Genomic DNA, 12,813 nt, shown 5'->3' on the forward strand with positions numbered 1-12,813 from the left:
GTGGCGTGAAGCGTTAGAGAACCAGCATTTCGAGCCGGTTGCCGCCCAGCGCTTTCGCACTGTAGAGCGCGGCGTCGGCGGCGGCCAGCAGGTCGGAGAGCGTGGACGCTTCGTGGCCATGCTGCGCGAGGCCGACGCTCACCGTGGCGCATATGGCGACGCCATCGACCTTGATCATGGCTGTTTGAGCGAAGCGCCTTGCGATCGCCTCGCCCACCGCTTTGGCGTGCACGCGGTCATGGCCCGGCAGCAGGGCGGCAAATTCTTCACCGCCTATGCGCGCGAGGATCGCCTCGGGCCCCATGGCGCTGCGGGCAATGTCCGCGAACGTCTCGAGGACCTCGTCGCCGGTCTTGTGGCCGTAGCGATCGTTGATGGTCTTGAAGTGATCGAGATCGAAGGCAAGCAGCGAAACCGGCTGCCGCGTGCCGATCTCGCGCATCACGCGCTCGCCTTCTTCGAAGAACCAGCGGCGGTTGCCAAGGCGGGTCAGGTAGTCCGTCTGGGACTCGCGCAACAGCTGCCCATGCGTTTCCTCGCGTACCAGCTTGAGCAGGGCCATGGGCAGAATGATCGAATACAGCACGCCTTCATACATCGTGATCTTGCTGACGAGCGCGACGAAGCCGTCCCCATAGCGGCTGCCCAGCAACGGAAGGACAAATGTCCTGAACACGTAGAAGAGTGCGTGAAATCCCGTGACGAACGTCGCGACGTGGCGCGATTGCATCCCTTTCATGCCGTCGCCGCGCAGCAGTTCGCGCGACGTCATGGCGCTCACCAGCGCAATGGGAAACGCGCTCGCGTAATACCACATGGCCTGCGGATGCCGTGCGCCCCATGTGGCCCAGGTCAGCGCGATCAACGCGAGCAGGGCGATCGACGCCGCCCGGTATTGCCGCCCGTTCAGCGTCGCGACGCCATGCAGAACCAGCAGATAGCCGGCCATCATGACGAGGTTGCTCAGGGCGTAGCCCCAAACGCCGGGCAGATCGGCGCGTACGAGCACCGCGGCGCAGCCGGTTGCGAGGGTGGCGTAGCCCCCGGCCAGTATCCGCAATGCCTTGCTGCGCGCGGGATGCGTACGATGCTCCCAGAGCGTTATCAGGGAACTGGCGAGCAGGGTCCCGATCAGGAGGAGGTAGATGGTAAGTAGATCGACGTGCATCGCTGGCGTGAGGCTTCTACGCCGGTACATCGCGGCGAACGCGCATTTTACGCCGAAACTTGATGCCGCGAGGCACGTTCCCTGATTGTCCGCCGCGTGCCTGCAGCGTGCCGCAGCGGCGTCATGCGTCGCGCCACGCCTCTACGCGTTTTGTATCGAGCCCGGACGGGTCGGGCGCGCGGCTCCGAATGTTCGATGCGCTGGGCAAGATGGCTGCGCCGGTGCGGGTGGGCGATCAGTAGTGCGATGGAATTCCCGCAGTTTGGTGTTCGGGGCGCGTTCGCTCTTCCCTGATTTCAAGAAATGGCAAAAGCGCCCGCCTAAGGATAATCCTGCATGGCAAGCCAGTGCCTTACCATCCGCGCCTGATCCGCATCGAGCGACTTGAGCACCTGCTCAGCAGGCTCCCTGCGCAGCGCCTCGACCACAGCAGCATCGCAAAGATGCCAGATGCCAAGCGGCTGGTCCGGGCTCGCGACCACGTCCGCTTCGGCAATCATGCCGCCATCGATCACGGGCGCGCGTCCCACGTTCAGTTCGTTGAAATCGGCGCTCACGTGAGCGGGGCGGTCGTCGGGCCATGCACCACGTGTTTGCCAGAATGGCTGCGTCGTCCAGCGCTGCTCGAGCGCATAGACATCGCGTCCAGTGCGCGCGAAGCGCATGAACAACTGCTCGATGCGCTGCTGGTGAAAGCGCAGCGCGAGCGGCGCACGCTCGGGCCTCGCGAGCAGCGTGTGGATCACCGCGGGCGCCTGCAACGCGGAGGTGAGCGACTGGAACACGCCATTGCCCGCGAGCGGATCGACGGCCATGGCGGCATCGCCCACGCGCAGCCAGTTGTGGCCGCCGGTACGGCCGCACAGCGTCGCGGTGCTGCTGCGCGCATAGAGGCGTGCATCGTTCGCGCCGTCGCCCGCGAAGAAGTCGCTGGCAAGCGGCGAGTGGCGCATGCGCTCGCAAAACGCCAGCAGTTCATCGCGCTGCGGCAGTTCGGGATTTGTGACGTCCAGCGTCAATTGCCAGTAGCAGCGGCCGTCGCCCAGACGCGCCATCCATGCCCATCCGGCAGGCAGGCTTTCCACCGCGGTGGCGGCTGCGCCCGCGCGGCCCTTCCATACGTTCAGCAGGCTCACAGTTTGCGGGCCGCGCGTGGCATCGCGCAACAGCGGCGCGAGGCGCCCGCGCGCTTCGACCAGAAAGTCCGCGCGCAGCGTGAGCGGTCCGTCGGCGGTTTCGATCATGAGATCGTGACCCGCGCAAGAGGAATGCAGCGAGCGCAAGTTCGCCTCGATCACGTTCACGTCCGCACTGCACAGATCCTCGCGCAGGGCCGCATCGAATACGCGCCGGTCCACGAGGAATTCCGCGTTGAGCGTTTGCAGCGCGCCGTTCCAGAGCGTGGTGCGCACGCATGGCCCTTCGCCGCAACTGGCTGCACGATGCAGGCCCGCACGGCGCAGCGCTTCAATCGCGCGTGCCGATAAGGCTTCGGCGGCGTCGAAGCGGCGCCAGTCGCTCACCACCTGCACGCGATATTCGAGTTCCGCGAGCGCGCGCGCAACGGCTGCGCCCGCTGGCCCCGCGCCGAGCACGACGATGCTGGCGGCATTCATGACGCGTGCGCTCGCGAATGCGCACACGCGTGCACGCTCGCGAACATGATGAGCGTGACGGCATGAAGGGGAGGGAAGTAACCGTGCATGCTGTCCCCGTGAAATCATGGCGCATCGCTTCGCGACCCCTGCGCTGCGCTTGAATGGGTGAAACCTAATCTGGCATAGATGCCGCGATAAAGCTATCCGGTCAAAGGAGAATTTCAGTAGCGGAAATCCCGTATTTCGATGCGCAATGCGTATGAACGATCGTGCGCTGTAGTTGCTTTGCGAATTGGCGATGCATGGCGGGTAACGGCACGCATCGTTCGTCTGTATTCCTCACAAGGATGCTTCGATGCAACGAGGCAAAGCGGGGACAGGGCGTGATTGGGCTAGCGAGGCGACGCCGCAGAGGCATTTGCAGGAATGCCATCCTGCCATTCGCTCCAGTGCGTGACGATGGTCTGCACGAGCGGGTGGCCCGCGCGAAAAAGGTTTTCCAACGCAGTTGCGAAGCCGCCCTGGCTCGCATAGTTCAGCAGATTCGCCGCGTTCGATTCTCCCGCATACGGACGATCGAAGTCCGAGCCCGCGCGCAGGACGGCCACGCGATCGAGGTCTACGCGTCGCGCGCGCGCCGCGCGGCTGAGTGCTTCGAACGTGGCGTTGTCCTCCTGCTGCGTCATGCAGTACACGCCTTGTCCGCCGGTCAGCTGGCGCGTGAACTCGCTCGCCCTCGCGCCGAGCGCCGTGCCCGACCACCACGTATCGTCGGTGACCGAGTCGCAACGGATCACCGTGGGCGGCCGGTTGGCAGGAGCGTAAGCATATTTCGCGCGCGCGGCCTGCGCCTGCGCGTTATCCGCGAGCGTCACGCCGCGCGAGATCGCCCAGGCCGCCGAGGTGAGCCCCGGATTCAGGCGGAACACTTCGGTGCGGTAGTCGAGCGCAGGCTTGTCGCTGGGGCCTTTCGTATTGATGCCGAGGTAGCCGGTGTGCCAGCCGTGCGGTCGGCCATCGCCGTCGATCTCCCACTGCAGGCCGAAATCGACGAGCCAGTCCGACCAGGCCGCCGAGCCGGTCGTGCCCTGCTCGGGGTTCACACCCGCAATGCCCGCGATGAGAAAGTAGGTCTTGCGCAGGTCTAACTGCGGCGCGAAGGCAAGGGCCATCGTCGAAGCGGCGGCATTCGCATGGCCCATGCCGGTCGTCATCACGCAGACGTCGTCGGCATTGCAGTGCACATCGGGATAGTCTGGAGAGAGGCCCGCGATTGTCACGGACTCCCAGGGACCGAGGCGATCGAGCCATGTCCTCGCTTCGGGCGCGAACATCGTCACGATCATGACTTTCACCGGACGTTCGTGAGCGGCGGCGCCCGCTTGCGCAAAGGCCGCGGGTTGTGCAGAAAGCGTTGCGATGTCCTGTTGCGCTGAAGGGGGCTGCGTCGCGCAGGCAGCAAGCGCCAGCGCGGCGCTGAGAGACGTGAGGCGGGTTCGCATTGTGCAACTCCTTTTCTTTATACGCCTGACACGCGGCCCGATTGATCGGGAGAATATTGAGGAAAATACGCTCGACTATGACAGTTTTGCGAACGCACGGCAGCTCGTACCGCACTGTTGATGCCGCCGTCGGGTGCCACGCGAAGCGCATTTTCGCGCCAAGTTCCTATACTTCGTAGTGCGCCCGACGAGGCAGCCTCGCCAATACGAAACGACAAGGCCGCGCGGCCCCCGGTCCGCACGCGGCAGCACCAGGAGGGAGACATGGGACAATCCGCATCCGCATCCGCATCCGCATCCGCATCCGCGGCGCCCGCGCATGGGCGCCTTGGCGACTCCGGCCCGCATCGCCCGGCGCTTCCAGCGCTCTCGCTGGCCGCACTCGGCGTGGTCTACGGTGACATCGGCACGAGCCCGCTCTACACGCTCGCCACCGTGTTCGATCCCGGCAACGGCCTTGCGGTCAATGCTTTCAATATCGTAGGTATCGTCTCGCTGATCTTCTGGTCGCTCATGATCGTCGTCTCGCTCAAGTATGTCGCGCTCATCCTGCGCGCGAACAATCACGGCGAGGGCGGCATCATGGCGCTGCTCGCGCTCGCGGCTTCTTCGGTTGCGTCGCGGCCGCACCTGCGTACCGCACTGCTCGTGATCGGCGTGATGGGCGCGGCGCTCTTCTTCGGCGACAGCGTGATCACGCCGGCCATCTCGGTGCTGAGCGCCGTGGAAGGTCTCGAAGTGGCCGAGCCAGCCCTCAAGACCTATGTGATTCCGGTGACGCTGACGGCGCTCATCGTGCTGTTCGTGACGCAAAAGCACGGCACCGGTGGCATCGGCGCAGTGTTTGGTCCGGTGATGGTGCTGTGGTTCGTCGTGATCGCCGCGGCGGGGGTGGCCAACATCGCCTCTGCGCCGGCCGTGCTGTTCGCGCTCGATCCGCGCGAGGGCATCGCGTTTTGCCTGCATCATCGCTGGCTCGCCTTCGTCGCGCTGGGCGCGGTCGTGCTCTCGCTCACGGGCGCCGAAGCGCTCTATGCCGACATGGGCCATTTCGGCAAGCAGCCTATTCGGCTGACGTGGTTCGGCATGGTATTTCCCGCGCTCGCGCTCAATTATCTCGGGCAGGGCGCACTGCTGCTGGCCAACCCCGGCGCCGTGCAAAACCCGTTCTATCGGCTCTTTCCGCAATGGACCATCGTGCCGATGATCGTGCTTGCGACCGTCGCCACCGTCATCGCATCGCAGGCCGTGATTTCGGGCACCTACTCCATGGCGATGCAGGCCATGCAACTCTCCTTCTTGCCGCGCATGAATATCGTGCACACCTCGGAGCGTGAAATCGGGCAGATCTACGTGCCCGGCATCAACTGGATACTGCTTGTCGCCGTGGTCGCAGCGGTGGTGGGCTTCCGTTCGTCGACGGCGCTCGGCTCCGCTTATGGCATCGCCGTGACCGGCACGATGCTCATCACGACGTTCCTCACGTTCTTCGTCGTGCGTTACGCGTGGCACTACAACTGGCTGCTGTGCGTGTTCGCGACGGCGTTTTTCTTCGTGATCGACGCCATGTTCTTCTCGGCCAACCTGCTCAAGATCGTGGACGGCGGCTGGTTCCCGCTCGTGATTGGCGCACTGATGTTCACGGTCATGGCGACCTGGGGCAAGGGCTGGGAAATGATGGCGGCCGAGGCACGCGTGCGCGCCGGCAAGAAGCCCCTGAGACCCTATCTCGCGACGCTGCTCGAGAGTTCGCCGGTGCGCGTGGGCGGCACGGCGATCTTCCTCACGCCGAACGCCGACGCCGTACCGCACGCGCTCGTGAACAACTTGCGGCACAACCGGGTGTTGCACGAACGCGTAGTATTCCTGAGCGTGAAGACGAAGGACGTGCCATGGGTGGCCGAAAGCGAGCGCGTGATGGTCGAACTGCTATGCCCGGGCTGCTACTGCGTCGCGGTCAACTACGGATTCAAGGACGAGGTGGACTTGCCACGCACGCTCGCCGCCTACAAGTCCGCGGACTTGACGTTCGATCTCGACGAGACGTCGTGGTTCCTCAGCCGCGCCGTGGTGGTGCCGACGCGCGGCCACGGCATGTCGCTCTGGCGCGAGCGTCTTTTCGCAGTGATGCTGCACAACGTCGGGAATATCGCCGCATTCTTCAAGCTGCCGGCCAATCGCGTGATCGAGGTCGGGGCGCGCGTCGAGATCTAGGCGGCTCGGCGCGCGTGGGTTGTGGCATACGCCCGGGATGTCGCGCTGCCCGGAACTCAGGCGTAGGATGAACGGAATCGCATCGTGGTCATGTGGCAGCGAGCCGGTTGCAGGCGGCTCGCTGCATGACCGAAGGAGGGCCATCATGAGACGCCTCTATTTCCTCGCTCCCGACACCACCACGGCGCAGGCGATCGTCGACGATCTGCTGCGCGCGCGCATCACGTGGCGTCATATTCACGTGCTCGCGAATCACAGCGTGGGGCTCGAACGCTTGCCCGAGGCGTCGCTGCTGCAGCGCAGCGACGTCGTGCACGCGCTGGAGCGCGGCGTGATGTTCGGCGCCGCGACCGGCGCAATCGCCGGTCTCGTGGCGCTGATGTTTCCGCCCGAGAACTTCGATATCACAGGCGGCGTGGTCGTGGCGCTGACCCTTGCGGGCGCGATATTCGGCGCGTGGGTGGCCGGCATGATCGGCGTGGACGAACCGAACACGCGGCTCTCGCGCTTTAACGGGCCGATCGGGGACGGCCAGTTGCTGGTCATGGCCGATGTGCCCGGTTCGCGCGAAGCGGAAATCGAGGCGAACATCGCGCAGCATGTTCCGCGCGCCGACGTGGAAGGCGCAGAAGCGACGACCCCCATCTTTCCCTGAAAGCGCCGAGGCCGCAAGGCGAATCGCGGCTGCGGCGCGGGCGTGAGCGTTTGCGCGTGCTGCCAGTCGCGCCCCCCATTTCATCTGCCGTGCCGCCCCTTTTCAGGGCCGCAGCGCTCAACCGGTAACAGCCGAAGGTCAGCGCGCTGCCCCACGCGTATTGCCCGGCGCCCCGCCCGCCATCGAAGCTTCGCGCCCCTGCCGGGCACGCCATTCCCCCCGCCAGATCCGCATTTTGACCGGCTTGCGCCCGCGACAAGGCAAAATACGGGTTTTGAGCCCGTACCGGGCTCGAGTTTCCCCTGCCGGCCGCCTCTTTCCAGGCATCGATCGGGCCTCGTTGCGAGCCCGGCAGGTCGGCTCGCCTTGCCTGCGAGCCCTCAAGCGCTATTGGAGTCGTCTACATGCCCGAATCGAATCTGTCTTTCTTCGGCCGTCTTTCGGTCGCGCTGGGATCGTTCTTCGCGATCCTCGGCGACGGTGAGCTGGCCGCCAACGTGCGCCGTCTGCGTGAAGGCGGGCTTGCACCCGCCGCCGCCGCGCCTGCGCCCGCCGCGGCTCCGGCCGCGCAGCCGGCACCCGCGCCCGCCGTCATCAAGGAAGCCACGCCCGACGCCGCGCTCCAGTTGCTCGGCCTGCTCCAGCGCAACGCGCGCTTCGTCGATTTCGTCGAGGAAGACATTGCGGGCTATGCCGATGCGGACATCGGCGCCGCCGCCCGCATCGTTCACGAAGGCTGCCGCGCCACACTGCGCGACCACTTCGCGATCCGCCCGGTGCGCAGCGAGTCCGAAGGTTCGCGCGTGACGCTGCCGGCCGGTTTCGACGCCGCCGCCGTGCGCGTGACCGGCAACGTGGTAGGCGAAGCGCCGTTCAGCGGCAGCCTCACGCATCGCGGCTGGCGCGTCGAGGAAGTCAAGCTGCCGCAACTCGTCAAGACGCACGACGCGCGCATCATCGCGCCGGCGGAGGTGGAGCTGTGAGCGATCCGCGATATTCGATTGGCGTCGACCTCGGCACGACGCACTGTGCGCTGTCCTACGTCGACCTCAGCGCCAGCGATGGCGAAAAGACCCAGCAGGGCGTGCTGAGCGTGACCCAGCTGACGGCGCCGGGCACGCTGGAATCGCCCGATCTGCTGCCTTCGTTCCTGTACTTGCCGCATGCGGGCGAGCTGACGCCGGGCGACCTCACGCTGCCGTGGACCACCACGCGCGAGTACGCCGTGGGCGAGCTTGCGCGCAGCCGCGGCGCGGGCACGCCGATCCGTCTCGTGTCGAGCGCGAAGAGCTGGCTGTGCCACCCCGGCGTGGATCGCCGCGCGGCCATTTTGCCCAACGACGCGCCGCCCGAAGTCACGCGCGTGTCGCCACTCGAAAGCTCGGTGCGCTATCTCACGCACCTGCGCGAGGCCTGGGACCACGCGCACCCCGAGGCGCCGTTCGGCGAGCAGGAGATCACCGTCACGATTCCAGCCTCGTTCGACCCTGCCGCGCGCGAGCTGACGGCCGAGGCCGCGCAGGCGGCGGGCTACGCCAACATGACGCTGCTGGAAGAGCCGCAAGCGGCGCTCTACAGCTGGATCCAGAAAAGCGGCGGCGCGTGGCGCAAGGAAGTGAAGGTCGGCGACATCATCCTCGTTGTGGACGTGGGCGGCGGCACGACCGACCTTTCGCTGATCGCCGTGGTCGAGCGCGAAGGCAATCTCGAACTGCATCGCGTGGCCGTGGGCGAGCACATTCTGCTCGGCGGCGACAACATGGACCTCGCGCTGGCGCACGTGGTGGCGCGCAAGCTCGCGGCCCAGGGCACGCAGGCCGATCCGTGGCAGCTGCGCGCGCTGACCTATGCGTGCCGGTCGGCCAAGGAAACGCTGCTGAGCGACGCCACGGTCGATACGGTGCCGCTCGTCGTGCCGAGCCGCGGCTCGAAGCTGATCGGCGGTTCGATCCGCACCGAACTCACGCGCGCCGAACTCACGCAGATCATTCTCGAAGGCTTTTTCCCGCAGGTGGACGCCGCCGCGCGCCCCGCCGTGCGCACGCGCGTGGGTCTCACGCAGCTTGGCCTGCCGTATGCACAGGACGCAGGCGTCACGCGCCATCTCGCGGCCTTCCTCGGCCGCCAGGTGCAGGCGCTCGCACAGCTCGAAGGCTTTGGCGCGCAGCATCCTGGCGCGGCAGGCGCGAGGTTCCTGCATCCCACCGCGGTCCTCTTCAACGGCGGCGTGTTCAAGTCGGCGCTGCTCTCGCAACGCGTGCTCGACATCCTCAACGGCTGGCTCGCGGCCGAGGGTGCTGCGAGCGCGCGTCTGCTCGGCGGCGCGGATCTCGACCTCGCGGTGGCGCGCGGCGCGGCCTATTACGGCTACGTGAAGCGCGGCAAGGGCGTGCGCATCCGCGGCGGCACGGCGCGTGCGTATTACGTGGCCGTCGAATCGGCCATGCCGGCGGTGCCGGGGCTCGAGCCGCCCGTGTCGGCGCTGTGCGTCGCGCCGTTCGGCATGGAAGAGGGCACTCAGGCGGCGCTGCCGCCGCAGGAATTCGGCCTCGTGGTGGGCGAGCCGGTGCACTTCCGCTTCTTCGGTTCTTCGGTGCGGCGCCAGGATCAGGTCGGCACGATGCTCGACTACTGGTCGCCCGAAGAGTTGCAGGAGCTGGAGGCAATCCAGGCCACGCTGCCGACCGAAGGCCGCACGCCCGGCGAAGTGGTGCCCGTGAAGCTGCATGCGCGCGTGACGGAGGCGGGCACGCTGGAACTCGAAGCCATGCCGAGCGGCACGAACGAGCGCTGGAAGGTCGAGTTCGACGTGCGCGGCGGAGCAGGCGACTGAGCCCGATGAAGCCATACGTCGTCGGCATCGACCTCGGGACGAGCAATACCGTCGTGGCGTACGTGGAGGCAGGCGGTGATGCCATTCGCGTGTTCGACGTCGAGCAGCTCACCGGCCTCGGGGAAGTGGGCGCGGAGAAGATGCTGCCTTCCGCGCGTTATCACCCGGCGGCAGGCGAGCTTGCGGCGGGCGATCTGCGCTTGCCGTGGCGCGCGCCTGCACCGGGCGACGACGCCGTCATCGGCCGTCTCGCGCGCACGCTCGGCGCGCAGGTGCCTGGTCGCCTCGTCGCGAGCGCGAAAAGCTGGCTCTCGCACGCCGCGGTGGACCGCCTCGCGCCGATCCTGCCGTGGGGCGCGCCCGACGACGTCGCCAAGGTTTCGCCGGTGACCGCGAGCGCGAGTTATCTCGCGCACGTGCGCGCCGCATGGAACCATCGTTTCCCGCACGCGCCGCTCGAAGATCAGGACGTGGTGCTCACCGTGCCCGCCTCGTTCGACGACGGCGCGCGCGCACTCACGCTCGAAGCGGCGCGGCAGGCGTCGCTGCCCGCGCTGCGCCTGCTCGAAGAACCGCAGGCCGCGTTCTATGACTGGCTGTATCACCATCGCGCGACACTCGATGCGCAGCTAGGCGCGTCGCGCCTCGTGCTCGTGTGCGACGTGGGCGGCGGCACGACCGATCTCACGCTCATCAAGGTGCAGTTCGAGGGCGGCGAGCCGCGGCTCACGCGCATTGGCGTGGGCAATCATCTGATGCTCGGCGGCGACAACATGGATCTCGCGCTCGCCCATCTGGCCGAAAGCCGGCTCGCGAACGCGCAAACGCGCTTGAGCGCGGCGAGCCTTTCGCAGCTTGTCGAGCGCTGCCGCGTCGCGAAGGAGCAACTGCTCGACGCGAGCGCGCCCGAGTCCGTGCCGATCACGCTGCTCGGCGCGGGCGCGCGTCTCGTGGGCGGCGCGCGCACCACGCAGCTCGGCCGCGAGGAAGTCGCGCAGATCGTGGTGGACGGCTTCTTCCCCATGGGCACTGCCAGCGATCTGCCGCGCCGCTCGCGCGCGGCGATCGTCGAATTCGGCTTGCCCTATGCCGCCGATCCGGCCATCACGCGCCATATCGCGGCGTTCCTGCAGCGCTTCGCCGCGCAGTCGCGCGAGGCGCTGGGTGCTTCCGGCGCTGCCGGCGAAGCGCAAACCGCGCTGCCCATGCCCGACGCGCTGCTGCTCAACGGCGGCGTGTTCCGCGCTCGCTCGCTCGCGCAGCGTCTGGCCGATACGCTCGGCACGTGGAGCGGCGAGCCGCTCAACGTGCTGCAGAACGATCAGCCCGACGTGGCCGTCGCGCGCGGCGCGGTCGCCTACGCGCTTGCGCGCTCGGGCAACGCGCCGCGTATTGGCGGCGGCTCGCCGCGCAGCTACTTTCTCGTGCTCGATGAAGGCGCGGGAGCCGATGCCGCACCGCGTGGCGTGTGCGTCCTGCCGCGCGGCACGGAGGAAGGCCACGAACTGCATCTGGACGACCGCACGTTCGCATTGCAGCTGGGCCAGCCGGTGCAGTTCCATCTTGCATCGACGGTGGCCGACACCGCGTGGCAACCGGGCGAACTGGCCGACCTCGCGGCGGGTGACTTCGTGCGCCTGCCGCCGCTCGCGACCGTGGTGCCCGCAGGGGGCGATGCAAAGACAGCGCGCGAGCGCCCCGTCAAGCTCACGACCGCACTCACGGAAGTCGGCACGCTGGAGATGCACTGCATCGCCACCGACGACGCCTCGCAGCGCTGGCTGCTCGAATTCGCGCTGCGCCGCGCGGAGCACGAGGTTGGGGCAGGTGTGGCGAACGGCGGGTCGCGCCACGCGGGCCTCGACGAAGCCATCGAGGCGATCGGGCGTGTGTTCGGCGCGCGCTCCGCCAAGGTCGACGCGAAGGCAGTGAAGCGCTTGCGCGCGCATCTCGAAGAGCGGCTCGGGCCGCGCCAGAGCTGGGACGGCCCGCTCCTGCGCGAGTTGTTCGGCGCGCTCTGGGAGCGCGCGGGCAAGCGCCGGCGCTCCGCCGATCACGAACGCCTGTGGCTGAACCTCGCCGGCTTCTGCCTGCGTCCGGGCTTCGGCTATCCGCTGGACGAATGGCGCGTCGAGCAGCTCTGGACGCTCTTCGACGACGGTATCCAGTTCGTGGGCGAAGGCCAGGTGTGGTCGGAGTGGTGGACGCTCTGGCGCCGCGCGGCGGGCGGCCTGAACGAGGCGCAGCAGCACGAGGTGCTCGAGGCGATGACGTACCTCGAAGAGGCGGCCGGCTCGAAGCGCCACAAGCTGCCCTTCGACCCCGCGAAGCTGGGCGTGCCGGACATGATCCGGCTCTATGCGTCGCTCGAACAGATTGCTGCCGAGCGCAAGATCGAGATCGGCGAGCGGCTGTTGCAACGGCTCCAGAAGCCTTCCGAGAATCATCAGACGTGGTGGGCCGTGGGCCGCATCGGCGCGCGCCAGCCGTTCTACGGCAGCGCGCACGGCGTGGTGCCGCCGCAAACCGCCGCGCTTTGGCTCGACGCGATTCTCGCACTCGACTGGAAGAAGATCGAACCGGCGATGTTCGCAGCCGCGCAAATCGCGCGCATGACGGGAGACCGTTCGCGCGACCTGCCCTCCGAGTTGCGCGAGACCGTGGTGCGCCGCATGGAGTCGGCCAACGCGCCGCCTGCGTGGGTGACGATGGTGCGCGAAGTCGTTGCGCTCGATACGGCGGACACGGGCCGGGTATTCGGCGAGGCGCTGCCTGCGGGGTTGAAGCTGATCGCGGGCTGATTCCCGTCCGACCCGCACCCGGCTTCTGCAGGAAGCCCGGCG

Annotated in this window: 8 protein-coding genes; 5 read left to right on the forward strand and 3 right to left on the reverse strand. The window is 67.4% G+C overall.

Features of this window, described 5'->3' with window-relative positions; translation table 11 throughout:
• Nucleotides 1–13: 13 nt before the first annotated feature.
• From C7411_RS26975 to C7411_RS26985, 3 genes are all read right to left on the reverse strand, one after another.
• Nucleotides 14–1,168, reverse strand: coding sequence for a GGDEF domain-containing protein (locus tag C7411_RS26975; RefSeq protein ID WP_110387067.1), 1,155 nt, complete (start codon nucleotides 1,166–1,168; stop codon nucleotides 14–16).
• A 320-nt stretch (nucleotides 1,169–1,488) separates the two neighbouring features.
• A complete protein-coding gene (gene qhpG, locus C7411_RS26980; RefSeq protein WP_110387106.1) occupies nucleotides 1,489–2,784 on the reverse strand; it encodes a flavin-dependent monooxygenase QhpG in 1,296 nt (431 codons plus the stop codon).
• A gap of 374 nt (nucleotides 2,785–3,158) precedes the next feature.
• Entirely contained in the window at nucleotides 3,159–4,268 is a 1,110-nt protein-coding gene (locus tag C7411_RS26985; protein ID WP_110387068.1) for a purine-nucleoside phosphorylase, read from the reverse strand.
• Nucleotides 4,269–4,532: 264 nt separating this feature from the next.
• On the opposite strand from C7411_RS26985, the gene C7411_RS26990 reads away from it, so the two are divergent.
• The 5 genes from C7411_RS26990 (at nucleotide 4,533) to C7411_RS27010 (ending at nucleotide 12,771) form a co-directional block, all read left to right on the forward strand.
• Entirely contained in the window at nucleotides 4,533–6,482 is a 1,950-nt protein-coding gene (locus C7411_RS26990; protein WP_110387069.1) for a potassium transporter Kup, read from the forward strand.
• A gap of 145 nt (nucleotides 6,483–6,627) precedes the next feature.
• Complete coding sequence (locus C7411_RS26995) at nucleotides 6,628–7,137, forward strand: DUF1269 domain-containing protein (RefSeq protein ID WP_110387070.1); 510 nt, start codon at nucleotides 6,628–6,630, stop codon at nucleotides 7,135–7,137.
• A gap of 404 nt (nucleotides 7,138–7,541) precedes the next feature.
• Nucleotides 7,542–8,120 (forward strand): DUF2760 domain-containing protein, encoded by a 579-nt coding sequence (locus C7411_RS27000; RefSeq protein WP_110387071.1) that lies wholly within the window; start codon nucleotides 7,542–7,544, stop codon nucleotides 8,118–8,120.
• Entirely contained in the window at nucleotides 8,117–9,970 is a 1,854-nt protein-coding gene (locus tag C7411_RS27005) for an Hsp70 family protein (protein WP_110387072.1), read from the forward strand. The genes C7411_RS27000 and C7411_RS27005 overlap by 4 nt, the downstream gene beginning before the upstream one ends.
• A 5-nt stretch (nucleotides 9,971–9,975) precedes the next feature.
• On the forward strand, nucleotides 9,976–12,771 hold the full coding sequence (locus tag C7411_RS27010; protein ID WP_110387073.1) for an Hsp70 family protein: 2,796 nt from the start codon (nucleotides 9,976–9,978) through the stop codon (nucleotides 12,769–12,771).
• The last annotated feature ends 42 nt before the right edge of the window (nucleotides 12,772–12,813 follow it).

The sequence above is a fragment of the Paraburkholderia silvatlantica genome (assembly GCF_003096715.1).
Classification (GTDB): domain Bacteria; phylum Pseudomonadota; class Gammaproteobacteria; order Burkholderiales; family Burkholderiaceae; genus Paraburkholderia; species Paraburkholderia silvatlantica.

Excerpts from the sequence above, each read along its gene's own strand:
- C7411_RS26990 (WP_110387069.1), top strand. The coding sequence starts at position 4,533 with ATGGGACAATCCGCATCCGCATCCGCATCCGCATCCGCATCCGCGGCG.
- qhpG (WP_110387106.1), bottom strand. The coding sequence starts at position 2,784 with ATGAATGCCGCCAGCATCGTCGTGCTCGGCGCGGGGCCAGCGGGCGCA.
- C7411_RS27000 (WP_110387071.1), top strand. The coding sequence starts at position 7,542 with ATGCCCGAATCGAATCTGTCTTTCTTCGGCCGTCTTTCGGTCGCGCTG.
- C7411_RS26995 (WP_110387070.1), top strand. The coding sequence starts at position 6,628 with ATGAGACGCCTCTATTTCCTCGCTCCCGACACCACCACGGCGCAGGCG.
- C7411_RS26985 (WP_110387068.1), bottom strand. The coding sequence starts at position 4,268 with ATGCGAACCCGCCTCACGTCTCTCAGCGCCGCGCTGGCGCTTGCTGCC.
- C7411_RS26975 (WP_110387067.1), bottom strand. The coding sequence starts at position 1,168 with ATGCACGTCGATCTACTTACCATCTACCTCCTCCTGATCGGGACCCTG.
- C7411_RS27010 (WP_110387073.1), top strand. The coding sequence starts at position 9,976 with ATGAAGCCATACGTCGTCGGCATCGACCTCGGGACGAGCAATACCGTC.